The sequence below is a fragment of the Actinomycetota bacterium genome (assembly GCA_014360655.1).
GTDB lineage: Bacteria > Actinomycetota > Geothermincolia > Geothermincolales > RBG-13-55-18 > JACIXC01.
Genome location: JACIXC010000001.1, coordinates 193,100 through 219,668, shown reverse-complemented (window position 1 = coordinate 219,668; position 26,569 = coordinate 193,100). Strand labels below are relative to the sequence as shown.

The 26,569-nt window shown below is 61.5% G+C and carries 13 protein-coding genes; 11 read left to right on the top strand and 2 right to left on the bottom strand.

The annotated features are described in order from the left end of the window. Positions 1-137: 137 nt before the first annotated feature. The 10 genes from H5T73_00860 to H5T73_00815 all read left to right on the top strand — a co-directional run bounded on the left by H5T73_00860 (position 138) and on the right by H5T73_00815 (position 18,551). The gene (locus H5T73_00860; protein ID MBC7246317.1) at positions 138-5,234 is read left to right on the top strand and encodes a DEAD/DEAH box helicase; all 5,097 of its coding nucleotides are present in this window, start codon (positions 138-140) and stop codon (positions 5,232-5,234) included. Continuing rightward, complete coding sequence (locus H5T73_00855; protein MBC7246316.1) at positions 5,231-8,092, top strand: DEAD/DEAH box helicase; 2,862 nt, start codon at positions 5,231-5,233, stop codon at positions 8,090-8,092. Before H5T73_00860 ends, H5T73_00855 begins: the two co-directional genes overlap by 4 nt. Further along, on the top strand, positions 8,089-12,174 hold the full coding sequence (locus H5T73_00850) for an N-6 DNA methylase (protein MBC7246315.1): 4,086 nt from the start codon (positions 8,089-8,091) through the stop codon (positions 12,172-12,174). Before H5T73_00855 ends, H5T73_00850 begins: the two co-directional genes overlap by 4 nt. Before the next feature lie 30 nt (positions 12,175-12,204). Further along, the gene (locus H5T73_00845) at positions 12,205-12,825 is read left to right on the top strand and encodes a hypothetical protein (GenBank protein ID MBC7246314.1); all 621 of its coding nucleotides are present in this window, start codon (positions 12,205-12,207) and stop codon (positions 12,823-12,825) included. A 143-nt stretch (positions 12,826-12,968) separates the two neighbouring features. Further along, on the top strand, positions 12,969-13,151 hold the full coding sequence (locus tag H5T73_00840; GenBank protein ID MBC7246313.1) for a hypothetical protein: 183 nt from the start codon (positions 12,969-12,971) through the stop codon (positions 13,149-13,151). Next, positions 13,148-14,062 (top strand): hypothetical protein, encoded by a 915-nt coding sequence (locus H5T73_00835; protein MBC7246312.1) that lies wholly within the window; start codon positions 13,148-13,150, stop codon positions 14,060-14,062. Before H5T73_00840 ends, H5T73_00835 begins: the two co-directional genes overlap by 4 nt. 248 nt (positions 14,063-14,310) lie before the next feature. Further along, positions 14,311-15,051, top strand: a complete 741-nt coding sequence (locus tag H5T73_00830; protein ID MBC7246311.1) for a hypothetical protein — start codon at positions 14,311-14,313, stop codon at positions 15,049-15,051. Between the two features lie 135 nt (positions 15,052-15,186). Then, positions 15,187-15,666 carry a winged helix-turn-helix domain-containing protein gene (locus H5T73_00825; GenBank protein ID MBC7246310.1) on the top strand — a complete coding sequence of 160 codons (480 nt, stop codon included), beginning with the start codon at positions 15,187-15,189 and terminating at the stop codon, positions 15,664-15,666. A gap of 63 nt (positions 15,667-15,729) precedes the next feature. Next, positions 15,730-17,505, top strand: coding sequence for a DUF262 domain-containing protein (locus tag H5T73_00820; protein MBC7246309.1), 1,776 nt, complete (start codon positions 15,730-15,732; stop codon positions 17,503-17,505). A 236-nt stretch (positions 17,506-17,741) separates the two neighbouring features. Continuing rightward, positions 17,742-18,551, top strand: coding sequence for an SDR family NAD(P)-dependent oxidoreductase (locus H5T73_00815; protein ID MBC7246308.1), 810 nt, complete (start codon positions 17,742-17,744; stop codon positions 18,549-18,551). Between the two features lie 80 nt (positions 18,552-18,631). On the opposite strand, the gene katG is transcribed toward H5T73_00815, so the two are convergent. After that, entirely contained in the window at positions 18,632-20,833 is a 2,202-nt protein-coding gene (katG, locus tag H5T73_00810; GenBank protein MBC7246307.1) for a catalase/peroxidase HPI, read from the bottom strand. Between the two features lie 233 nt (positions 20,834-21,066). Next, complete coding sequence (locus H5T73_00805; protein MBC7246306.1) at positions 21,067-24,411, bottom strand: carbamoyl-phosphate synthase large subunit; 3,345 nt, start codon at positions 24,409-24,411, stop codon at positions 21,067-21,069. A gap of 343 nt (positions 24,412-24,754) precedes the next feature. Here H5T73_00805 and H5T73_00800 point away from each other — a divergent pair, with 343 nt between their 5' ends. Further along, positions 24,755-26,569, top strand: a complete 1,815-nt coding sequence (locus H5T73_00800; GenBank protein MBC7246305.1) for a thiamine pyrophosphate-binding protein — start codon at positions 24,755-24,757, stop codon at positions 26,567-26,569.

Sequence of the window (26,569 nt, the reverse complement as noted above, 5' to 3'; positions counted from 1 at the left end):
ACCATTTGTAAACCTGCCAGTGCCCGCAACATATCGGCAGTGCTTGCTATAATGTTTAAAAACACGAGGACTACCAACCAGAAGGTTTTTGGTGGTTCTGCTTTTCCGGCTATGGCTATGAATAGAGGGGTGCGTGCATGAGCATTTTCGACCTGCGCGACGCCGTCATCGACGAATATCACCGCTACATCAGCAGCTTCCTGCTCATCCAGGACGAGCGCATCAGGGATTTCATCTCCGAGGAGCTCATCGAGAAAGGGGCCCTGTGGCCGCCCGCGCTCCTGCAGCTCAACCCCGCCTACAGGAAAGCGGAAACCATAGAGCGGCTTGTGGCGGAGGGGAAGCTCCACCCCGACTGCGCGGACATCTTCCGCGACAGGGGTGACAACTCCATCACCCTCTTCCAGCACCAGCAAGAGGCCATCGAGATGGCTCCCTCCGGAAGGGGATTCGTGGTCACCAGCGGGACCGGGTCCGGCAAGAGCCTCACCTACTTCGTCCCCATCGTGGACGCGGTCCTGAAGGGCGGCCCCGATGCCCACAAGGTCTGGGCCATCATCGTCTACCCCATGAACGCTTTGGTCAACTCCCAATATGTCGCCCTGCAGGAGTGGGCCGACGCCTACAGGGAAAGAACCGGCCGTGAATTCCCCGTCCGCTTCAACAAGTACACCGGCCAGGAGATGGCCACCCGCATGGATATTCAGAAGGACCCCCCGCACATCCTGCTCACCAACTACGTGATGCTGGAGCTGATGATGTTGCGACCAGAGGAGCGCATGTTCGTGGACAGCGCCACCACGGCCATAAAGTTCCTGGTGATAGACGAGCTCCACACCTACCGGGGCCGCCAGGGGGCAGACGTGGCCTACCTCATCCGCCGCCTGAAGGAGAGGAGCAAGAAGCGGGACCTCATCTGCATGGGGACCAGCGCCACCATGATCGCGGGAGGATCCACTTCCCCCGAGGAAAGGCGACAGGCGGTAGCCACTTTCGCGGGCCAGATCTTCGGCTCGACCTTCGGGACCGAACAGGTCATCGAGGAGACCCTGGAGGGCATCACGCTGCGCGAAGGAGAGATAGACCCCCGCGAGCTGCGCGAGGCCGTCGAGGCTCCGCTTCCCCGGACAGCCGAGGAGTTCCTGAAAAACCCCCTGGCTAGATGGATAGAGGACGTTTTCGGCTTGGAGGAGGAAGGGGGAAAGCTACGCCGTAGCGTCCCCATAAGCCTGGATGAGGGAGCTCAGAAGCTCTCCGAACAGACGGGACGGGACACGGAAACCTGCAAGGACGCGCTGAGTCGTGCCTTCCTCACCGGAGCGGCGATGAAGTCCGAGAAGGGCGAACCACTACTATCCTTTAAGCTCCACCAGTTCATCGCCCAGGGTAACCGCGTCTTCGCCTCCCTCGAGCCCCGCTCCGAGCGCTCCTTCGATCTCGAGGGCTACCCCTTCGTCAGCAGGGAGGGGGGCGTCATCCCCCTCTTCCCCTTGAAGTTCTGCCGCCTCTGCGGGGTGGAATACTACGAGGTGCTGCACAATCCCGGGGAAAAGAAATTCAACCCCTTAAGCGACGAGCTAAGCCTGCTGGAGGACGAGGGTTTAGAGGGCAAGGGCTACCTCCTGCTCGCTCCCGAGGACCGCGAGGTTGACTGGGGCCCCGAGAACCTGCCCTCGGAATGGCTCACCGAGAAAGGCAGGGTGAAAAACGCCTATAAGGACTGTGTTCCCTGGCCGGCCTGGGTTTACCCAGACGGCAGTTATTCCGAGAGTCCCGCCGAGGGCGCCGTAAAGGCATGGTTCCAACCCCAGCCCTTCCGCCTCTGCCTCAACTGCGGCGTCTTCTACGGTAAGGAGAGCGAGTTCCGCAAGCTCACCGGGCTCTCCAGCGAGGGCCGCTCTACCGCCACCACTGTGCTCGCCCTCTCCGCCCTGGAGAACGCTCCCCTGGGCGATATAGAGGCTTCCGCCCGCAAGCTCCTCTCCTTTACCGACAACCGCCAGGACGCGAGCCTGCAGGCCGGGCACTTCAACGACTTCGTGCAGGTCTCCCTCCTGCGCGCCGCCATATACGCGGCGGTGGAAAAGGCGGAGGAGCTGCGCTATGACGAGATCGCGCGCAAGGTGGTGGAGAGCCTGGGCCTCGATTTCAAGGATTTCTCCGCCAACAAGGAGCTGCTTCCCGAAAGCCCCCTCGGCGTGGAGGTGCTGAGGGCCTTCACCGACCTCATCGAGTACCGCATCTATGAGGATCTGCGCCGCGGCTGGCGGGTGGTCCAGCCCAACCTGGAGCAGTGTGGGCTGCTCGCCGTGGACTACCTCGGACTGGCCGAGCTCTGTGCGGACGAGGAGGCCTGGCGTGAGCTCAAGCCCTTCGCCGACGCCTCCCCCGAAAAAAGGCTGGATGTGCTCAAGGCCTTCCTCGATCAGTTCCGCCGCCAGCTCGCCATCCACGCGTCCTGCCTGCAGGAGACCAACCAGGCACTTCTGAAAAAGCGCGTAGCGGAGCGCGTCGATGCACGCTGGGGCTTCGAGGAGCAGGAGAGGCTGCGCCCGGCCTCCCGCTTCCTCCTCCCCGGCCAGGAGAACAAGCTGAAAAACAGCTTCAGCCTGTCCGAACGCAGCCTCCTGCACCGCTACCTCAAGCGCGTGCTGCCCTCCTTCGAGGCGGAATACGCGGAGAACATGGAAAAGCTGGTGGATATCCTCTGCGCCCGTGGCCTGCTGCGGCGCGATTCCGAAAAGGGCGTTTCCTTCGTGCAGCTGGAGTCGGCGGCCCTGGTGTGGAAGAAGGGGGACGGCACGCCGGTCAGCGAGCCCATCTACCAGAGGCGCTCCGAGGACCCCATCTACCTGAGGGCCGAGAAGGAGGCCAACCGGTACTTCAGGGAGTTCTACATGCGCTCCTCGGCGCTCCTGCGCGAGGCGGAGGGGCGCGAGCACACCGCCCAGATCGACTACGAGCGCCGCGAGGAAAGAGAAAGGCGCTTCCGTGACGGCGAGCTCAAGTGCCTCTTCTGCTCTCCCACCATGGAGCTGGGCATAGACATCGCCGACCTGCAGCTGGTGCACATGCGCAACGTCCCGCCCACCCCTGCCAATTACGCGCAGCGCAGCGGCCGCGCCGGCCGCAAGGGAGACCCAGCCCTGGTGCTCGTCTATTGCCTCGCGGGCAGCGGGCATGACCAGTATTTCTTCCGCCACCGGCGGGAGATGGTCTCCGGCGCCGTACAGCCACCGCGCATCGACCTCACCAGCGAGGAGCTGGCGACCGCGCACCTGCACTCCGTCTGGCTGGCCAAGACCGGTCTCTCGCTGGGAAAGCCCTCGACCGACGGCTCGCCCCTGAGGTCCATCGCCAACATTCTCGACCTGCGCCAGGAGGGCTATCCGCTCAACGAGGACGTGAGGAACAAGATCGAGCTGTCGGACAAGGACTTCAGGGAATGCGTGGAGGAGGCAAGACGCATACTGGACTCCTGCGCGCCGGATATCGAAAAGGCCGCCTGGTATTCAGAGGAATGGATCGAGAGGACGTTGCGGCGAGCTCCCGAGGAGTTCGACGCCGCCTTCAACCGTTTCCGGGAGCTCTACCAGGCCGCGGACAGGCAGTACGTCGAGGCGAGCGAGTTGCTGCGCTTCCGCAGCGGCAGCAGGGATGATGTGGCCAGGGCCGAGAGAAGCCGCACCGAGGCGGAGCGCCAGATCTCTCTCCTCCGCAACGAGACCGCTTCCTTCCAGGAATCGGACTTCTACCCCTATCGCTACCTTGCCAGCGAGGGTTTCCTCCCCGGATACAACTTCCCGCGTCTGCCCCTGAGCGCCTTCCTGCCCCGGCAAAAGAAGGGCGATTATGTTAACAGGCCGCGCTTCCTGGCCATCTCGGAGTTCGCCCCCGAGAACCTCATCTACCATGAGGGGGCGAAATACCAGGTGTGCGGGCTCAGGACGGTCTTGAGCGATCTGGACAGGAGGCGCCTCAGGGTCAAGCTGTGCAACGTCTGCGGCTATCTGCACGACGATGAGAGCGTGGAGATATGCCACCACTGCGAGAGCAAGCTCGCGGGCGACGACTACACCTACGCGTCCCTGCTCGAGGCCACCAACGTCTACACGCGGCGGCGCGAGCGTATCACCAGCGAGGAGGAAGAGAGGCGGCGTCTCGGCTACCACATCACCACCCACTTCGCGTTCGCCCCGGTATGGGGGACGAGCGCGGGGCGCATCCCCGCCACCGTGAACGACGCGGGCGGGAACGCCGTCCTCAAGCTCGTCTATGCGCCCTCCGCCACCGTCTACCGCGTCAACCACCGCTGGAGGGCGAGCAAGGAGGACGGCTATCTCTTGGACTTCGATACCGGGGAGTTCGTGCCCCGCAACAGGGAAGGCTCGGAAAGAACCCCCACGGTAAACGTCGACCAGGTACGACTTTTCGTGCGCGACACCATGAACGTCATGCTCCTCTACCCAGGCCGGGAGGAAATGGACTGGCCCGAGGAGGTGCTGGCCACGCTGGAACACGCCTTACGCAGGGGCATCGAGCAGACCTACCAGATAGAGGCTTCGGAGCTCGCCTCCGAGCGCATCGGCAGCGGTGACCACCGCGGCATCCTCTTCTACGAGGCCAGCGAGGGCGGCTACGGCATCCTGCGCCGCCTGGCGGAGGAGAGAGACGCCTTTGCCCGGGTGGCCGCGGGGGCCCTGGCCGTGTGCCACTACCACCCGGAGACCCTGGAGGACCGGAATCCCGATTGCGTGCGCGCCTGCTACGACTGCCTCCTCTCCTACTCCAACCAGCGCGACTACCCCATGCTAAACCGCGCCCTGGTTAGGGATCTGCTGGGGGAGCTGCGGCGCTGCGAGACCCATCCCCTGGTCAAGGGAAGGGACTACGAGACCCATTACCAGTGGCTGCGTGCTCTGACCGACTCCCGCTCCGAGCTGGAGAGGAAGTTCCTCGACCACATCTACAACACGCGGCGTAGACTGCCCGACGACGCCCAGCGCCCCATGGCCGACCACCCGGGCACTATACCCGACTTCTATTATGAGAAATACGTCTGCGTTTATTGTGATGGCTCGGTGCACGACGAGCCCGCACAGAGGGAGAAAGATGAAAGGATACGACGCGAGCTCGAGGACCTCGGCTATCGCGTCATAGCCATCCGCTACGACAGGGACCTGGAGGAGCAGGTCGCCGCATATCCTGACGTATTCGGGGAGGCAAAGACATGAGCAACGGCGCATTCGGCGTAGGCTCCATCGTGCGCTGCCGGGAGCGTGACTGGGTGGTCATGCCCTCCTACCAGGAGGACGTGGTCATGCTGCGCCCCCTGGCGGGAGGGGAGGAAGAGGTCTGCGGCGTGTCCTTGCATCTGGGAAAATATGGCATAGACGTCATCACCTCGGCCGATTTCCCCCTCCCCGAGCCGGAGGAGGCCGGTGACGCCACCTCGGTCGGGCTCCTATTCGACGCAGCCCGCCTCATCCTGCGCGACGGCGCCGGGCCCTTCCGTTCCCTGGGGCGCGTCTCGGTGAGACCGCGCCCCTACCAGTTCGTGCCCATGCTCATGGCCCTGCGCCTGAATCCCGTGCGGTTGCTCATCGCCGACGACGTGGGGGTGGGCAAGACCATCGAGGCGGCAGTCATAGCCCGCGAGTTGCTCGACCGGGGGGAGATAAGGCGCGTCTGCGTGCTCTGCCCGCCCTACCTCTGTGAGCAGTGGCGAAATGAGCTCTCCGAGAAGTTCCACCTCGACGCCGTGGTCATCAACTCGGGCACGGTGAGCTCACTTGAGCGCCGTCTTCCCCCCGGCGACCACAGCATCTTCGGCTACTTCCCCCACACCGTGGTGAGCATCGATTACGCCAAGGGAGAGCGACACCGCCAGAATTTCCTCGCCAACTGTGCCGAGCTGGTCATCGTGGACGAGGCCCACGGGGCCGCGCGCCCCTCGAGCCGCACCGCCGCCCAGCAGCAGCGACACGCGCTCCTGTGCGACCTGGCATCGGACAGGGACCGCCACCTCATCCTCCTCACCGCCACCCCCCACAGCGGGGTGGAGGAGGGCTTCCTCTCCCTGCTGGCCCTGCTCGACGGCGATTTCGAGCGACTCGACCTGCGCAACCTTACCGAAAAGGAGCGCGACCGGCTGGCACGCCATTTCGTGCAACGCCGCCGCGCCGACGTGGTGGACTGGTTGGGGGAGAAAACCCCCTTCCCCGAGCGCGAGGCCTCGGAGGCCCATTATGATCTCTCGCCCACCTACCGCAGGCTCTTCGACGGCGTGTACGAGTTCAGCCGCGAGCTGGTGGCCTCCGGCGAGACCCTCACCGGCTGGAAGAGGCGCATCCGCTACTGGACCGCCCTGGCCCTGCTGCGCTGTGTCATGTCCAGCCCCGCCGCGGCTTCCGCCGCCATCGCCAAGCGACTCAAGGGGTTGGGCGGTGAAGAGGAGAGCGCAATCGACAATGAGGGCGCCATCGACGACGACATCATTCCCTCCATTTACGAAACCGACGAACGGGAACCCACCGACCTCCAGCCTTCCCAGATCATCGAGGAGGGAGCTGAGGAACTCCCCGATGCGGAAGCCAGGAAACTGCGCGCCTTCGCCCGGCAGGCCGAGTCCCTGAAGGGCGATGACGACCGTAAGGCGGAGAAGTGCGCGTCCCTGGTGGAAGGGCTGCTGGAGGAGGGCTTCTCCCCCATCGTCTGGTGCCGCTACATAGCGACCTCGGACTACGTGGCGTCGGAACTCGGGCGCCGCCTCTCCCGCCGCTTCCCCGACCTGCGCGTGGTCTCCGTCACCGGGGCCCTTTCCGACGAGGAGCGCAAGCTCAAGGTGGAAGAACTTGCCAATTACCCCTGCCGGGTCCTCGTGGCCACCGACTGCCTGAGCGAGGGCATCAACCTGCAGGAGCATTTCAATGCCGTCATCCACTACGACCTCCCCTGGAACCCCAACCGCCTGGAGCAGCGGGAGGGGAGGGTGGACCGCTTCGGCCAGACCGCCACCGTGGTCAAGGCCATCCTCCTATACGGCAGGGACAACCCGGTGGACGGGGCGGTGCTTGACGTGCTCCTGCGCAAGGCCCGTAGCATCCACAAGACCCTGGGGATATCAGTGCCCGTGCCGGTGAGCAGCGAGACGGTGATGGAGGCGGTGCTCCAGTCCCTCTTCTTCCGGGGCCGGGACGCCTCCCAGATGCAGCTCTTCGACGCACCCGACGCGCTGGAGATAGGGCGCATCTGGGACCGCGCGGCGGAGCGCGAGAAGGAGAGCCGCACCCGCTTCGCCCAGCGGGCCATCAAGCCGGACGAGGTGGAGCGCGAGCTGGAGGAGACCGACTCCGTCCTGGGCGACCCGGATGCGGTGCGGGACTTCGTGCTCGAGGCCTGCCGGCGCCTGGGCGTGAACTGCAAGCGCAAGAGGGACGGGACCTATGAGCTTGCCTCCCTCGACCTTTTCCCCGCGCCGGTGTGCGAGGCCCTGGCACGGAAGGGTGGGCGCCGCCTCTCCTTCGAGTCCCCCGCCCCCGAGGGCTCCATCTATATCGGACGCAACCATCCTTTCGTGACCGCCCTGGCGCGAGGCCTCCTCGAAGAGGCCCTGGCCGGGAAGGAGGGCTCCATCGCCGCCCGCTGCGGTGCCATGCGCACGAGCCGGGTGGAGAGGCGCACCACCCTTCTCCTGCTGCGCTGCCGCTACACCCTGACCGTCCCCGATGCCCCGGACCTGCTGGCGGAGGAGGTGCTGCCCCTAGCCTTCACCGGAACGCCGCAGGATGGGGTGACCTGGCTATCCCGGGAGGCGGCCCTCGACCTCTTGCGGAACGCCGCGCCCGAGGAGAACATCTCCCCCGAGGAGAGGTCGGAGGCGCTGGAAAGGTCCCTGGCGTGGTACGCGAGCCTCAGGGGCGAGATAAAGGGGATACTCGAGGAGCGGGCCCGCGCCCTGCAGGCCTCCCACAAGCGGGTGCGGCAGGCGGCGCGCGTCGTCCGCCGGGGCGTGGCGGTCACCCGTCACCTCCCCCCCGACCTGCTGGGCTTGCTCGTGCTCCTCCCGGTGCCCAAGGGGGTGAGGCGATGAGCCGTTTTCCCAGCCTGCGGGTGGAGGGAGGGCTCATATCCTTCGACCTCATCGAGCGCCTCGCCGACGGCGAGGCGCCGGGGCAGAAGCCGGCGGACTTCGGCCTTCCCGCCAAGGCTCATTTCCTGGACGCGGTGGCGGACGCCTGGGCCGCCGCCCGCCGCTACTGGGAGGCCTTCCGAGCTCGCCTGGAACAACTGCCGGAAGAGGATCCCGGCACTAGCGTGACAAGAGACGGGTGGGTCATCCCCCTTATGAACCTCCTCGGCTACGAGCTCGCCTACCGTCCCAGGGCACAGGTGGTGGACGGGCTCACCTTCGCCGTTAGCCATGGTGCGGGCCCCGGTGAAGACGCTCCCCCCGTGCACGTGGTGGGGTGGCGTCAGGAGCTGGGCAAGCTCCCGCCTTCCGGCCGCCCCCGCCTCGCCCCCCACGTGCTCCTGCAGGAGTACTTGAACCGCACCGAGCACCTCTGGGGCGTGGTCACCAACGGGCGTATCCTGCGTGTCCTGCGCGACTGCCAGCTCCTCTCCCGCCAGGCCTACGTCGAGTTCGACCTGGAGGCCATGCTCGAGGGGGAAAGGCTTGCCGACTTCGCCCTCTTGTGGCGCCTGGTCCACCGCACCCGGTTCCCCTCGGGCATGGAAGATGCTTCCACCTGCTTTCTGGAGCAATACTACGCCACCAGCGTGGAGCAGGGGGGCAGGGTGCGCGAGCGGTTGCGCGACGGCGTGGAGGCGGCGCTCGCCGCCTTCGGCGACGGCCTGCTCTCCCACACCGACAACCACGGCTTGCGCGAAGGCGTGAAAAGCGGGGAGATAAAGCCGGAGGCCTTCTACAAGGACCTGCTGCGGCTGGTCTACCGCCTGCTCTTCCTCATGGTGGCGGAGGAGAGAGGACTCATCTCGCCTTCTCCCGTCTACCTTGAGCATTACAGCATGGAGCGCCTGCGCCGCCTGGCGGATATACGCTTGCCGGACGAGGACCATAAGGACCTCTGGATATCACTGCAGGCCACCTTCGAGCTCTTCCGCCGCGAGGAGTTGGGGGCGCTTCTCTCTGTCCCGCCGCTCAACGGCGAGCTCTTCACGGCAACCGAGATAGACCGCTGCCACCTCTACAACCGGGACCTCCTCGCCGCCCTGCGCGAGCTCTCCACCTATGCCGAGGACCCCCGTTCCCCGCGCCGGCGTGTGAACTACTCCGCCCTGGACGTGGAGGAGCTGGGGAGCGTCTACGAGAGCCTGCTCGATTACCACCCCGTCTTCGTGGAGCAGGAGGGGAGGCCCGTGTTCCGCCTGGTTTACGGGACGGAGCGCAAGACCACCGGTTCCTACTACACCCCGCCCCAGCTCGTGAACGAGCTCATAAAGAGCGCGCTGGAGCCGGTCCTCGCTGAGCGTCTCGGGAAGGCCAGGGGGAGAGAGCAGAAGGAGCGGGCCATCCTGGGCATCAAGGTATGCGACCCCGCCTGCGGCAGCGGCCACTTCCTGCTGGCCGCCGCCCGCCGCCTGGGCAAGGAGCTCGCCCGCGTGCGCACCGGCGACGACGAGCCCGCCCCTGAGGAAGTGCGTTCCGCCGTGCGCGACGTCATCGGCCACTGCATCTACGGGGTGGATAAGAACCCCCTGGCCGTGGACCTCTGCAAGGTGGCCCTGTGGATAGAGGGCCATGCCGGGGGGAAGCCCCTCACTTTCCTCGACCACCGCATCCGCTGTGGCGATTCCCTGGTGGGAGTGTTCGACCTCAAGGTACTGGAAGAAGGCATACCGGACGATGCATTCAACCCTGTATCTGGAGACGACAAGACCCTCGCAAAATCGATAAAAAAGGACAACAAGGCGGAAAGGACCGAGAGAGCAGGCTGGCTCTCCATGGAGTTCGAGGCCGTGAGCGACTTCCCGGAGCTGTCGGAAGCCTACCGCAGGCTATCGGAGATCCCCGACGACACCCCGGAGCAGGTGAAAAGGAAACAGGAGGCCTACGAGAGGCTACGGGGCGAGGGAGGTCGCTGGTGGCGCGACAACACCGCCTGCCACCTCTGGACGGCCGCCTTCTTCGCGAACTTGAATAAGGATAGCTACCGGGAGAAAGCCGTCCCCACCACGGAAATCCTGCGCACCTATCTCGAGACCGGGAGTGTCGACGGGCGCTACGTAGGACACGCCTGGGAGATGGCGCAACGCTTCCGCTTCTTCCACTGGCCTCTGGAGTTCCCCGATGTCTTCGAGGCGGGCGGTTTCGACGTGGTGCTGTGCAATCCGCCGTGGGAGCGCATTAAACTGCAGGAGCAGGAGTTCTTCGCCACCCGGGATCCAGAGATAGCCGGCGCCCCCAACAAAGCAGCCCGCGGCCGGCTCATCAAGCGGCTTCCCGAAAGCGACCCTGCTCTATGGGGGGAGTACCAGCGAGCCCTTCATTATGCCGAGGCCCAGAGCAAGTTCCTGCGCGGCTCGGGGCGCTTCCCCCTTTCCGCCCGGGGGGACATCAACACCTACTCCGTGTTCTCCGAGCTCTTCAGCGCGTTGATAAGCGCCCACGGCAGGGCGGGCGTGGTGGTGCCCACGGGCATTGTAACGGATGAAATCAATAAACAGCTGTTTATTAATCTGATAGACAAGAAAAGATTGGCTACACTCTTTGATTTTAGAAACCATAAAGGTCTTTTCCCGTCTGTTGCCCCTGATACCAAGTTATGTTTGCTTACCATGGTAGGCGAAAAAGTAGGTCATAGTGGACAAGCTACATTTGCCTTTCTTCTTACTCATACCGAGCAGCTTAAGGACGACAGGTTAGTGTTTGAGCTCTCAGCTGAGGACTTTACCCTGTTGAATCCGAATACCCATATGTGCCCCGTCTTCCGCACCCGACAGGACGCCGAGCTCACCAGGTACATCTATGAGAGGGTGCCGGTGCTGGTGAACGAAGAAACGGGCGAGAATCCTTGGGGTGTGAAGTTCATGACCATGTTCCATATGTCCAACGACTCCCACCTCTTCCGCACCCGCCGCGAGCTCGAGGAAGCTGGCTTAAAGCTATTTGGCAACACATTTAACAGGGATAATGATACTTGGTTGCCGCTCATTGAAGCTAAGATGGTTTGGTTTTATGATCACCGCTTCGGCTCCTATGAGGGGCTCGATATTCGAAAAAAGACATTACCAGGCGTGAGCTGGGCAAAGCACAGTGACCCAGAATATATTACGTATCCTTGGTATTACGTTCCTATCAAGGAAATAGACAGGAGGCTAGGCAACGAAAAAAGGAAGTGGCTAATAGGGTTTAGGAATGTTACGGATTCCATGAATGAAAGAACTGCTATGTTTTGCATTATACCAAGGGCAGGTGTTGGCCACTCAATGCCGCTACTCGAAATTAGTATTGAGCCTATGTGGAAGGCGCTTCTTTTCATTGCAAATGTCTGCTCTATTTCATTTGATTATGTAACTCGGCAAAAGATCGGTGGAATTAACATGACCTACAATCTCATACGTCAATTTCCAGTAATTGGGCCAACACAGAGCATGGACGGAATGGAGAGCAAGGTTGTTTGCAACGGCATAGAGCTCATTTATACATCCTGGGATATTAAGGCATTCGCTGATGATCTTTGGAGAGAAACGGATGAAAAACTTCGCCAGGCCATCAAAGCTCAGTGGGATGAGAACAAGAAAGCAACAGGCGGCCATTCTTGGGATCCTCCTGAGTGGGCCGAGATAGCTGAGGACGGCATCCCCCTCCCGCCCTTCAAGTGGGACGAGGAACGCCGCGCCCACCTCCGCGCCGAGCTCGATGCCATCTATGCCAGGCTCTACGGCCTCAACCGCAAACAGCTCCGATATATCCTCGACCCCGCCGACCTTACTGAAAAGGAGTTGGAAAACATCCTCGACGACTACGAGGAGGTTGATGACCCTCTGGACGAGGAAGCCTACCGCCATCGCTGCGAATCTTCCACCTTCCCCGGCGAAACCTTCCGCGTCCTCAAGGAAAAGGAGATCAAGCAATACGGCCACTACCGCACCCGCCACCTCATCCTAACAGCCTGGGAGAGGTTGTATAGAGAGCAAGACAATTATTAATATATGAGTGGATTTGCGAGGGTTATTACTATGAATGACCTAGTTATTGCTTGCATTGGCACAGTATTGGGGGATTTATGTGACATCTACTATGAGTATGATGTTCCAACAGAGGATCTTCCAGTGATGGGTGACATCAGAGCGATATTCACAGACGACGGCGAATATCGCTTGGAGCATACTGATATAGGAACGGGAGCGAACGTAGAAGCATTACTATTCTACATCTCTCTGCCCTTTACTCTCGTTGGCGGAATTTCCGGGATAGCTTATCTTGCAGAGAAATTTAATGAATTAAAAAAGAGGTGGAAAGAACGAACAGCTGGTACATTATTATTTCCATCCAATGTGGCTTTTACGATGTCCGCTCCCAGTATTTTTACGGAAAACCAACTCGAAAGGATAAGGTTACTGAAGAGCTATGAAATAAAGCTTGGACCTGAATGGGCAAAGCTAGGTAATTGCCCATTCTTGTATTGTTACGTCATTGGTATTGTTACAGAGGAGGATGAAGATGACGAATTCCATATCTTATTGTTGAGGGATGATGGGGAAGTGCTCATTCATCAAGAAACAAATATAAATCTTTTTCTTAAGATGTTTGGCGATGAAAGGGCTCTTCAAAGACTCTTCGAGCAAACAGCAACGTAAGATATGGTGCTAAGTATGGGAAATATGATATGGTGCTGTTCCTTTGATCTTCGGTTCCAATCAGGAGATTCACCAGCGTCGATATCCTTTCGATCACCAGAAAAACGAAGAACCAGCACCTCTTATACCTCCTATACGAGGAAGTGGGGAACCCCCTGGACGAGGAAGCCTACCGCCGCTGCTGCGAGGCCTCTACCTTCCCGGGCGAGACCTTCCGCGTCCTCGAGGAAAAGGAAATCAGGCAACACGGCTTCTACCGCACCCGCCACCCCATCATTCAAGCCTGGCGGGCCTATTTTAAAGATAAGGTGGGTTTCCTGACATGATTGCCAATCAGTCACCCCACACCAATGATGCCAATCACTTTAAGCCGGCTCGAAGAAAACATGAAGAAGATGTGTGTAAGGCAGTAACCAAAGTGCTGGGGTGCATACGAAATAAGGAATACATACTGGAAGGTAGGCCAGACATGATTGAGCGTAATAAAAAAGCCGTTGATTGCATATTCAGATGCGGTAAAGAGCGAATAGCGTTAGAGCATACGATACTTGAGAATTATTCTTGTCAGATCAAAAATGATAAACAGTTTGAGAAGCTTACGTCACCCCTACTGGAGCAGTTGAAACCGGAAATGCCTCCAGGACGCTTTACGATAATATTTCATCCTGATGATATTGAGAAAAAAAGAAAGCCAGAACTTGAACCCTACAGGGAATCCCTTCGTGTGTGGATTATACAAAAAGCGAAGGAATTGAGCGAGGAAAATACCTCAAGGACCCGAGGTGGCACAATATGTGACTATCCCGACAGAATTCCTTTCAAGGTAACGATACGATATAGACCATATGAAATACAAAAAGTACTATTCGCAAGATTTATGCCGGAAAGTATTGATGCAAAGAGTAGAAAAAGGTTGAAAGTTGCATTAGAGGAAAAATGCCCCAAATTAGCATCTGAAAAGGAAAAGGGTGCCATATCTGTTTTAGTTCTCGAAATGAACGACTTTGTACTTGGCGATAGGGACGAAGTTGCCAAAATGCTAGGCAAAGAGGTGTCTCAAACGAAAGCGAATACCACAAAGTATCCTGTTCCTGACTATATATTTCTTGTGGAAACCTTTGATAATGATGAATGGCAAGTATCTCTGTTAATTGAAGACGGTGAACTTGCAGACATAAGAGATCGCTACTTTCTTATTGATCCAACAACTGGCAATATAACAGGGCAGTGGTTCTAAGCCCATATAGTAAAATATGAAATAATATAATCAGCACTTTCGAGGTCAGGTCTCGATAATCGCGCATTATGTACAAGGAGGTGGATGATCTCTGGACTAGGAAGCATACCGCCGCGGCTGCGAGGCCTCCACCTTCCCCGGCGAAACCTTCCGCGTCCTCAAGGAAAAGGAAACCAAGCAATATGGCCACTACCGCACCTGCCACCCCATCCTTAAGGCCTGGGAGGAAATGATTTCAGGGGGCAACCATGAAAAGCCATAGTAAACCCGAGAAGTATTATTTACTAGACTCGAGCATAGTAGTTGCATACTATCTTCCGGAATCATCGCGTAGCAAGAAGGCAGCTGAAAGAGTGAGAGATATAATAGATTATGTGAGAAAAGGGGGAGCTTCTGACTGGATGCTCATTGTCCCTAACATTGTCGTCGCAGAAGTTTTTAATACTTTTTCAAAGTACTGCTACGGTAAATGGAACGAACATGTGAAGAAAAATTTGCCGGGTGGCATGGACCAGAGAAGATATAAAAGAATAAGAAATAAATTCAGAGATCATATACATAATGGCAAGCTGTATCATCAGATAGAATTAAATAGATATCACGTCTTATACGCTGACCTCATATCACCCCTGGACCATTACTATCAGATTTATCGAGGAAGAAGCCGTATCGTACCCTTGCAAACGATGGACGTTCTCATCCTTGCAATGGGCATAGAACTCAGCCATATGCTTGGTCATGAAAGGTTTTGTGTGATTACTGCTGACCATCGTATGAACGACTTATGCAGTTTGTTAAATAACAGAAAGAGAGTTGCCGCCCTAAGGAAGGCCGACTTGGCATCAATAGCAGGTGAGTTGAACCTTGAAATATCATCTGAGCTTTTTCCGAGGGTACTTAACTTGAGCAAAGCGACCCGGGCGGAATTGGTAGAAGAATTTGGAGAGTGGCCTCTAAACATACCGAGACGATCGAGAACAGGTGTTTAGCGGTTATAAGGCATTGCGCCGAGCGGGGTGCACCGAGGAGGTTGATGCAAATGCCGAAAACTGGGAAACGACGTGATCCTGGCCTTTGAGGTCCTGCTCGAGGAGATCGAGGGGACGGTTAACTCGCTGAACAGGATGGGGGCGGAGGCCTTCGAGAAGGGCGATTACGGCCTGGCCAAAGACTTAGTGGACAAGGGTTCACAAATGTCTTCATTCCGGGAAAAGGTGTCGAGCCTCCAGAAGGAGTGGAAACATCTTTTCGGGCCCTCTTCAAAGCCGAAGAGAGTTGTGAAGGAGAGGTTAAAAAGAGGAATGAGAACGCCCGAGGATTTCTTCCGTGAGCCCATCCTTATAGTGCTCCTTGAGTTAGGAGGGTCGGCACCCATGTCCAAGGTATTGGATAGGGTATATAAAAAAGTTAAAACAAGTCTGAACAAGTACGACCTACAGCCCTTGCCGTCCGAACCCCAGAGCAAGCGCTGGCGGAACACGGCCCAGTGGTGCCGCAACACCATGGTGAGGGATGGCTTGCTCCGCTCGGATTCACCACGCGGAACCTGGGAACTCACTGAGGAAGGCGAGAAGCAGGCGATGGCGCTGATGAAGCGAAGATGATAATTACAATAAAGATGATATTTACAATAGGTAAATACGGAGGTTGATACTCGGGAGGCGCACATGGCAGACGTGATCTTCAAAAAGGTCGATTACTCGCTGCGCAAACTCGTGGAGGACATCGAGATAGGCGAGATAGGGTTACCGGATATCCAACGGCCTTTCGTGTGGCCGGCCAGCAAGGTGCGCGACCTCTTCGACTCCATGTACAGAGGTTTCCCTATCGGCTACTTCCTTTTCTGGGAAAACGGTTATAACGGCGAGCACAGAACCATTGGTTTAAACGGCAAACAGAAGGTGCCAAGGCTGCTCATAGTGGACGGCCAACAGAGGCTTACCTCCCTGTATGCGGTGATCAAGGGAGCCAAAGTCATCGGCAAGGACTTTCGGTCCTACGGGCTACGCATCGCCTTTAACCCGCTGGAGGAAAAATTCGAGGTTACCAACCCGGCCATTGAAAAGGATGTAAATTGGATATCCGATATAAGCGAATTATGGAAGCCGACAACCAGCACCTACAGCTTCATCTCCTCCTTTCTCGAAAGAGTGAAAGAGCGCCGTAGCGTGCAAGGGGATGAGGAAGCAATGATCGCCGAACGCATAGGCCGTCTCGAAAAACTGTTGGATTATCCGCTGACCGCCCTGGAGGTCTCGTCCTCGGTCGACGAGGACCAGGTGGCGGAGATTTTCGTCAGGATAAACAGCAAGGGCACCCCCCTGAACCAGGCGGATTTCATCCTGACCCTGATGTCCGTTTTCTGGGACGATGGAAGGGCCGAATTAGAGGAGTTCTGCCGTCTGGCCAAGAAACCCCCGCAGGACAGCCGCCCCACGCCTTTTAACCATTATCTCCGCCCCAACCCGGATCAGCTCCTGCGGGTGAGCGTGGCCCTGGGGTTCAGGCGCGCGCGCCTGGAATACGTCTATTCCCTGCTGCGCGGGAAGGACCTGCAGACCAAGCAGTTTTCGGTCGAACAGCGCGAGAGGCAGTTCGAGCTTCTCCGCAGAGCCCAGGAATATGCGCTTGGCCTTCACAACTGGCATGATTTTTTCAAAGTCATAAGGAGCGCGGGCTATCCCAGCGACAGGATAATATCTTCACAGAACACCCTTCTTTACACCTACGCTCTATGGCTCATCGGGAAGCGTGACTTCAGGGTCGACAACTACGAGCTGCGGAAGTTGATGGCCCGCTGGTTTTTCATGGCCGCGCTCACCGGGCGCTATACCGATTCTCCCGAAGCCCGCATGGAGCAGGACATGGCCATACTCAGGGAGATGAACACGCCGGAAGAGTTCATAGAGGCCTTGAACAGGCAGATAGACGTGGTCTTGACCAATGACTTCTGGGAAGTCACGTTGCCAAACCAGCTGGAGACGGCGGCGGCTCTGAACACGGGACAGTTCGCGTTCTACGCAGCCTTGTGCATTCTAAATGCGAAAGTACTCTATTCGAACATGAAGGTCGAGGAGCTGCTCGACCCCACGGTGATGTCCAGCAAGGCGGCGTTGGAGCGACATCATCTTTTCCCACGAGGATACCTGAAGGCCATTGGGATCGACGACAGAAGGCTGGTCAACCAGGTGGCCAACTTTGACCTCGTTGAGTGGAGCGACAATATTGACATATCGAATAAACCACCGAAGGATTATGTGCAGGTTATGGAAAATCGCTTCCAGCCGGGCGAATTGGCACAGATGTACGAATTGCATGCCCTCCCGGAGAGATGGTACGAGATGGAATACAGGGAGTTTCTGGAGGAGAGAAGGAAGCGCATGGCCCGGGTGATCAGAAAGGGATACATGAGACTGGTGTCGCCCGATGTCAATGATCCTTAGTGGTGATCGGTGAAAGGGGAAAAGGGAGAGGGGGATCGAGGAAAGGGAGAATAAGGGCAGCAAAGGGTACCGCATTCCGTACGGCGGCCGCGTGCGCGCGGGACGGCGGAGCGCGGAGAAGTGGTCTTATCGTTTAAGGAAGGAAAGCGTGCTAGCCGCGGGAGGGAAGTGCGCGGGTTCCGGGAGGGAGGTCCGCGAGTCGCGGGAGGGAAGTGCGCGAGTAAGGAGGGGTGACCGTGGAAAAGAACGTCAAGGGCAAGGTGTTCCTGGTGACGGGCGGCGCGATGGGCATGGGCAAGCTGGTCGCGGAGCGTTTCGCACGCGACGGGGCCAGGGTGGTCATCTGGGACGTGAACGGGGAGGCGCTTGAGAAGACGGAGGCCGAGTTCAAGGGCAAGGGTTACGACGTCACCACCTACCTAGTCGACGTCTCGGACCGCGAGGCGGTATACGCGGCGGCCGAGAAGGTCAAGGCCGAGGTGGGCCCGGTCGACGTGCTCATGAACAACGCCGGCATAGTGAGGGCGGGCCACTTTCTCGACACCGACGACGACGACAACTTCAACACGATCAACGTCAACTTCATGGCCCAGATGTGGACGTGCAAGGCGTTCCTTCCCGACATGGCGGCGCGGAACGACGGCCACGTGGTAGCCCTCGCCTCGGCCGCCGCCATAACCCCGACCCCCGGCGCGTCCGCCTACGCGGCGAGCAAGGCCGCGGTGCGCCACTGGATGGACACCCTCAGGTGGGAGTTCAAGGAAAGGGGGAAAAGCGGCGTCAAGTTCACCACCATCTGTCCCTCCATAGTGGGAACCGGCATGTTCGAAGGCTGCAAGGCACCCGTCTTTTCCCCCATCATGGAGCCCGAGAGGATGGCTGACAAGATCTACCAGGGGTACCTCAAGAACAAGACCACGGTCATGGAGCCGTTCGTGGTCAAGCTCACCCCGCTCATGGCGGCGACCATCCCGGAGCCCGTCCGCTACGTCATGGGGAAGATACTGAGGCTGAACTCGATGTTCGAAACCTGGGTCGGCCACTAGCGCATGCACCGGCGCTCGGCGTCCTCCGCGCCGGCGTTCTCCGTTATCCGGGCGTGCGAGGGAAGATCCGCCCGCCGTGGTCAGGGACGGGCCAAGTCGAAGCGGTCCGCGTTCATCACCTTGTTCCAGGCCGCGATGAAGTCGTGCACGAACTTCTCCCGCGCGTCGTCGCAGGCGTAGACCTCCGCTATGGCCCGGAGCTGGGAGTTGTGGCCGAAGACGAGGTCCACGCGGGTGGCGGTCCAGCGCAGCTCGCCCGTGGAGCGGTCGCGGCCCTCGAAGACGTCCTCGTCCTCCGCGGTGGGCTTCCAGACCGTGCCCATGTCCAGGAGGTTCACGAAGAAGTCGTTGCTGAGCGTCCCGGGGCGGTCGGTGAAGACGCCGTGCCGGGACCGCTTGTAATTGGCGTCAAGGACGCGCATGCCGCCGACGAGCACGGTCATCTCGGGCGCGGTCAGGGTGAGCAGCTGCGCGCGGTCCACCAGCAGCTCCTCCGGCCTCACGGCGTACTTCTTCTTCTGGTAGTTGCGGAACCCGTCCGCGCACGGCTCGAGCACGGCGAAGGAGGCCACGTCGGTCTGCTCCTGGGAGGCGTCGGTGCGCCCCGGCGAGAAGGGGACGGTGACCTCGAAACCGGCGTTTTTCGCGGCCCGCTCTATGGCGGCGCAGCCCCCCAGGACGATGATGTCGGCGAGGGAGACCCTTTTCCCGCCGGCCTGCGATGCGTTGAAGTCCCGCTGGATCCCCTCCAGGGTGCGTAGGACGTTCGCCAGCCGCTCCGGCTCGTTGACCTCCCAGTCCTTCTGCGGCGCGAGGCGGATGCGCGCCCCGTTGGCGCCTCCGCGCTTGTCGGAGCCGCGGAAGGTGGAGGCGGAGGCCCAGGCGGCCCATACCAGGTCCGGGACGGTCAGCCCCGAGGCGAGGATCCTCGCCTTGAGGTCCGCGATTTCGGCCTCGTCGACGAGCTCGTGGTCCACCGCGGGCACCGGGTCCTGCCAGATGAGTTCCTCCTCCGGGACCTCCGGGCCGAGGTAGCGCGAGCGCGGCCCCATGTCGCGGTGGGTGAGCTTGAACCACGCCCTGGCGAAGGCGTCCGCGAACTCCTCCGGGTTTTTATGGTAACGCCGCGCGATGGGCTCGTAGATGGGGTCGTAGCGCAGGGAGAGGTCGGCGGTGGTCATGATGGGCGGGTGCTTCTTCGAGGGGTCGTGCGCGTCCGGCACCATGTCCTCCTCGGCGACGTCCTTGGCCCTCCACTGCCACGCTCCCGCGGGGCTCTTCACCAGCTCCCACTCGTACTTGAAGAGCACGTCGAAGTAGCCCGTGTCCCACCTTGTGGGGTTGGGGGTCCAGGCGCCCTCGATGCCGCTGGTTATGGTGTCCGGACCCTTGCCGCAACCGAAGGTGCTCTTCCACCCCAGGCCCTGCTCCTCGATGGGGGCGGCCTCTGGCTCGGGGCCCACGTGGGAGGCGGGGCCGGCGCCGTGGCACTTGCCGAAGGTGTGCCCGCCGGCGACGAGGGCGACGGTCTCCTCGTCGTTCATGCCCATGCGCGCGAAGGTCTCGCGCACGTCGCGGCCCGAGGCCACCGGGTCGGGTTTTCCGCCCGGCCCCTCCGGGTTCACGTAGATGAGGCCCATCTGCACGGCGGCGAGGGGGTTCTCGAGCTCCTCGCCCTCGCCGTGGCGCTCGTCGCCCAGCCAGGTCTCCTCGCTGCCCCAGTAGATATCCTCCTCCGGCTCCCACACGTCCTCGCGCCCGCCGCCGAAACCGAAGGTCTTGAAGCCCATGGACTCGAGCGCGCAGTTGCCGGCGAGGATCATGAGGTCGGCCCAGGATATCTTCCGCCCGTACTTCTTCTTGATGGGCCAGAGCAGCCGGCGGGCCTTGTCCAGATTGGCGTTGTCCGGCCAGCTGTTGACGGGCGCCAGGCGCTGGTTTCCCGTGCTCGCGCCCCCGCGGCCGTCGCCGATGCGGTAGGTGCCCGCGCTGTGCCAGGCCATGCGGATGAAGAGCCCGCCGTAGTGGCCCCAGTCGGCCGGCCACCAGTCCTGCGAGTCGGTCATCAGCGCGTAGAGGTCCCTCTTCAGGGCATGGAAGTCGAGCTTTGCGAACTCCTCCCGGTAATTGAAATCTTTGCCCATGGGGTTGCTCTTGTCGGAGTGCTGGTGCAGTATCCTTAAGTTCAACTGGTCCGGCCACCAGTCGCGGACGGTCATGCCCCTGCCGCTCGCCTGCGGGTTGCCTCTGCCCGTCACCGGGCACCTGCCTTCTCCGTTCATGGAAAAACCTCCTCGTTCTTCCGTGCCACCCAAAGATGTGGCGGAATGGTTATCGCGCCTCGTGAAGATAGTGCTTCGGAGTCCTTGCCTTATAGATGGTAACGGGATGGCCGACCGCTTTCCGTGATGATTGTCAATTTCCCATGATGATCATCGACAGTAGTATACCCGTGCCCTTGACGTGTAAAACACGGCCGGCGTGATCATCGTTCCGGTGGGTAAATTACCAAATATTACCAGGCATCGATGACGCGTCTCGCCTTGCGCTCCGAGACCCATGTGGGGGCCGCCCGCTGCGGCACCGACCGCAGGCCCTTCACGATCCAGTCGCGGGTCTCCGCCGGGTCGATCACGTCATCGATCTCGAGAATGGAAGCCGTATTGATGGCCTTTCCTGCCTCGTAGACCCCCTCCACGATATGCCGGAACGTCCTCTCCCGCTCCTCCGGGTCCTCTATCGCCGCCAGTTCCCTGCGCAGGGCGAGGCGCACCGCCCCCTCCAGGTTCATGGCCCCGAACTCCCCCGTCGGCCAGGACACCGTGAAGAAGGGGACATGGAAGTGACCGCCGACCACGCTCTGCACGCCCAGCCCGTATCCCTTGCGCAGGACGACCGCGAAGACCGGAACGCGCAAGGAGGCGCCGGTCAAGAAGAGGCGCGAGTAGTGGCGCACCGCTGCGGTCTTCTCCGCTTCGGGACCGATCATGAACCCGGGCGTGTCGCAGAGCGAGACGATAGGGAGGTCGAAGGCGTCGCAGAGCTGCATGAAACGGGCCGCCTTGTCCGCGGCGTCGGAATCGATCGCCCCGCCCAGGTGGTGGGGGTTGTTGGCGAGGAGCCCCACGGGGCGGCCCTCGATGCGCACGAGAGCGGTGATCATCCCTACCCCGAATTCACGGCGCAGCTCGAGCACGGATCCCGTGTCGGCCAGGGTGGCGATGACGGTGCGCACGTCGTAGGCGCGCTTGCGGTTCTCGGGCACCAGGAGGCGCATCTTGCGCTGGTCCTCGCAGGACCAGGATGCGAGCGGGCCCTGGAAATATGAGAGGTATTTCTTGGCCGCGGCTACCGCCTCGGCCTCGTCCTTGACGCGGATATCGACCACCCCGTTGGGGGACTGCACGTCTATGGGCCCGATGTCCTCCGGTGCCCAGGTGCCCAGGCCGCCGCCCTCGATCATGGGCGGTCCCCCCATGCCTATGTTCGCGTTCTCGGTGGCGATGATGACGTCGCTGCAACCCAGAAGGCAGGCGTTTCCCGCGAAGCAGCGGCCCGACACGATGCCCACCCGCGGCACGAGCCCGCTCAGGACCGCGTAGTTGTAGAAACTCGGCGTGTCCAGTGCGGAGACGGTGCGGAAGTCGCTGTCGCCCGCGCGGCCGCCCCCTCCCTCCGCGAAGAGCACGATGGGGAGGCGCCACCGCTTAGCCAGCGCGAGCATGCGGTCGAGCTTGCGGTGGCTCATGATGCCCTGCGAGCCGCCGAACACCGTGTAGTCGTAAGCGAGCACCATGGTGCGTGCCCTCTCCGCGTCGAAGATGCTCCCGTTCACGGTTCCTATGCCGGCGATGAGCCCATCGGCCGGGCTGGCCTTTATCAGTTCCTCCAGGGGCATGCTGCTCCGCCGCCCTGCCAGCACCAGCGCCCCGTACTCGATGAAGCTGCCCGGATCGCAGAGGTCGGCCACGTTCTCGCGGGCCGTGCGCTGACCGCTGGCGCGCCGTTTGGCCACCGCTTCCGGACGGGAGGAGTCGAGCGTTATCTCGTGGCGCGCCTTCACCTCGGCCAGGTCCGCCCGGATGGTGTCGAGGTCGGCGCTTTCCTCTTCCTGCTCGACCTCCCCTCCGACGTCCCCAGGTTCTATGAACGCCACCGCCTGGCCGGAGAGGACGGAATCACCCGGCCCCACGGCGAGCGACCTTACGGTGCCGCCGACATGGGCGCGCACCTCGTGCTCTATCTTCATCGCCTCGAGGTAAAGAAGGACCTGGCCTGAGCGGACATCCTCGCCCGGGACCACGGCGATGCCCGCGACCATTCCGCTGAGGGGAGCCGCCACGGCGACCGTATCGGGCGGCGCTTGAGAGGCGGCCGCGTTACCGGCGCTTGCATCCCCTGCCGTCGGGGCGCTTTCCGCTTTAACCCCTTCCGGTGGGAAGAAGAGCCTGCGGTGAGCTGTCTCCGGCTCCGCCGTGAGGACGGCGAGGTTCTCCTCTATGAAGCCCGTGTGCACGTCGTTGTCCGTTACGGCCGGCATCCTCAGGAGGTTGCAGAGGAACCCGATGTTCGTGTCTATCCCCGCCAGCCGGAACTCGCACAGCGCGCGGTACGCCTTGCACACCACATCGCCGTAGGCGGGCGAGGGTGAGGAGACGATGAGCTTGGCCAGCAGCGAGTCGTAGACCATGTTAGGGCGGTAACCGGTATACCCGCAGGTGTCCACGCGGATGCCCGGTCCCGAGGGAGGCTCGAAGACCGTGAGAACGCCCGTGGAGGGGAGGACTTCCCCGCGCTCGTTCAGGGACTCCATGTTGATGCGCAGCTCCATGGCGTACCCGCGGGGCTCGGGGATGCCGCGCGCGGGCACTCCCAGGTCCCGCAGGGTCGCCCCGCAGGAGAGGGCGAGCTGCATGCGCACGAGGTCCAGGCCGGTCACCGCCTCGGTGACGGTGTGCTCGACCTGCAGGCGGGGGTTCACCTCCATGAAGGCGAAGCGCGGGCCGCCGCCTTTCCTGGAAGCATTTACCAGAAACTCAACGGTGGCCAGGCCCCTGAGGCCGACGGCGCCCGCTATCCTCAGGGCCGCCTCGATGAGCTCCCGGCGCAGCTCAGCGGGCAGGCCGGGGCTTGGCGCTACCTCCACCACCTTCTGGTGGCGCCGCTGCAGGGAGCATTCGCGGTCCCAGAGGTGGGACACGCCGCCCTCGCAGTCGGCCATAACCTGCACCTCGACGTGGCGGGCCGGAGCGAGGAGCTGCTCCACGTAGACGTCTCCCCTGCCGAAAGAGGTGAGCGCCTCCGAGCGGCAGCGTTCGTACTCCCGTTCGATGTCCTCGCAGCGGTGCACCGCCCGCATGCCGCGGCCGCCCCCGCCCGCCACCGCTTTGATCATTATCCCGGCACCCTCCCCGAACTCCCGGAAGAAGGCTTTGACCTCGTCCAGGGTCGCGGCGGCATGGATACCCGGTAGCACGGGGATGCCCAGCTCCGCGGCGAGCGCCAGGGTCCTGGCCTTGTCGCCGCAGAGGTCCAGCGTCTCGGCGTCCGCCCCGACGAAACATAACCCCTCCTCGCCGCAGCGGCGAGCGAAGTCCGCGCTCTCGCTCAGGAAACCGTAGCCGGGATGCAGGGCGTCGCATCCTTCCGTCTTCGCCACCTCTATTATCTGCTCCATGTCAAGATAGGCCTCCCTGCCCCCGTGCAGCGGGACGGCGTGATCCACCTTGCGCGTATGCAGTGATGTCCCATCGTCTCGGGCGTAGATACCGACGCTGGTTATGCCCAGGTCGGCGGCAGCGGCGGCAACGCGTACCGCCACCTCTCCGCGGTTGGCGATCAGAAGCTTCCGGATACGCATGGGCGGTTCGTCCTCCTCGGCCTCGTGAAGACAGAAGACATATCGATGATACGGACATGGGGAGCGAAAACTCAATCCCCAGACCATGCCCGTGACCCGGGAACAAGGCGGGCCCCGGACATCCGGTTCCTGCAGGCACGGAACAAGTCCTGAACCACGTTGCCCTGACCCCCGTGCAGGCCTCCGTGCCCTGACCCCCGTTCCTGCTGGCACAAGACGTGCTCTGCCCCCGTGTCGGTGTGGTAAATTGGTGTGGGTGAATTCTTGGGGAATGATGCATGATGCCCCATTTCACAATGGACGGGAACGGGGATTATGCGAGGAAGGCGAAAGGAGCGTGGCCATGAAAGTGACGGGCTGCAGACTGCTCGCGGAGTGCCTGAAGGAGGCGGGCGTGACCTTCGTGGTGGGAAAGGAGGAGGGCGCCCTCGGTCCCGTGTTCACGGACATGAAGAAGGCCGGGGGCGTCACGGCCATAACGCCCCTGGGAGACATCGCCGGGCCTTTCATGGCCTACGGGTACACGTACTACCGCTATGTCCCGTCCGTGGTCCTGGCATCCACCCCGGCGGAAGCCTCCAACGCGGTGACGGGGCTGGGAACCGCATGGGCGGACAAGGTGCCCCTGGTCATGGTGACGGTGCGCCCCGCGAGGGTCTCCGCCGTGCCCATGCCGGGTTACACGCAGAGGGAGTTCTTCTCCGCCTTCACCAAGTGGGGGGCGACGGTCAACCGCTGGGAGGAGATACCAGCCGTGCTGGGGCAGGCTTTCCGCGAGGCCATGAGGGGATGCCACGGCTCGGTCCACCTGGACATCACCGAGGAGGTCCTAAAGGACGCGCGCGAGCTCTCGAAAACGGACCTGGAAAGCATGGTGAAGGAGGGCCTGGGCTCCCTGGAGGTCCCGGTCATGCAGGGCGACCCGGAGCAGGTGCGCAGGGGGTTGCGCATGCTCGTGGAGGCCGAGAGGCCGCTCATCCTGTCGGGAGGAGGCGTGGTGCACGCCCAGGCCTGGGAGGAGATGGACCGCCTGGTGCGCGCCCTCGAGGTGCCGGCCACCACCTCCGCGGCGGGCGAGGGCACCGTCTTCGCGGACAATCCCTTCTATATAGGGGGCCCCACCTACGTGGGCGGGGAGTCCTTTCACCGCGCCATCAGGCGGGCCGACTGCGTCCTGGTGGTGGGCGCGGCCCTGGGGGGGCTGGAGGGGTTCGGGCAGCCTCCCTTCTGGAACCGCGACATCCGTTTCATACAGGTGGACATCGACCCAGTGAACATCTGCCTGAACATACCCGTCGAGATACCCATACTCGGTGATGCCGGGGCGGTGCTGCGTCAGATGCTCGCCCTGGTGGAGGAGGGCGAGGTGAAGCCGAACCCGGCGCACCGCGCCTGGCTGGAGCACTTGCACGAGGTGAACAGGCGCTGGCGTTCGCGCGTGGAGGGCGAGGCCAACGCCTCCTGGCCCGTCATCCACCAGGGCTACCTGGCGAAGACGGTACGGGAGGAGGCGCCGCCCGACGTCTTCTTCGTGATCGACGGCGGGAACACCACCCTCTGGGCGGGCACCTTCTGCATGGCCCACCGGCCGAAGAGCGCGCTGTTCCCGGCGGGCATGGGAACCCTGGGCTGCGGCATACCGGTGGCCATGGGCATCAAGGCGGCGGACCCGGCGAGGCCGCTGGTGCTCATGCAGGGGGACGGCTCCTTCCTCTACAACGTGCAGGAACTGGAGAACGCGCGGCGCCTGGGGATGGCGTTCGTGGTGGTCGTCTTCAACGACGGCTGCTGGAACATGATCAAGGGCGCCCAGGACCTCTTCTTCGGGGCCCGCCGCACGGGGTCCGAGCTGGGAGACATAGATTACGCCGCCGTGGCGAGAGGGCTGGGATGTTACGGCCGCAGGGTCTCGCGCGCAGGCGAGATCAAGCCCGCCTTCAAGGAAGCCATGGAGGCGGGGATGCCGGCGGTCCTGGACGTGCTGGTGGACCCGGACACCTTCCCCGAGAGCCTTATAAGCTTCGCCCTGGGAGAGTTCGAGGGGGTGCCCATAAACCCCCTGCGCGCCGTCGGCATCCCCAAGATGAAGATCGACCGCCGCCTGCTCAACCGGGCCAAGTACGCGGTGAACATCCTTCTCGACCGGGACCTGAAATAG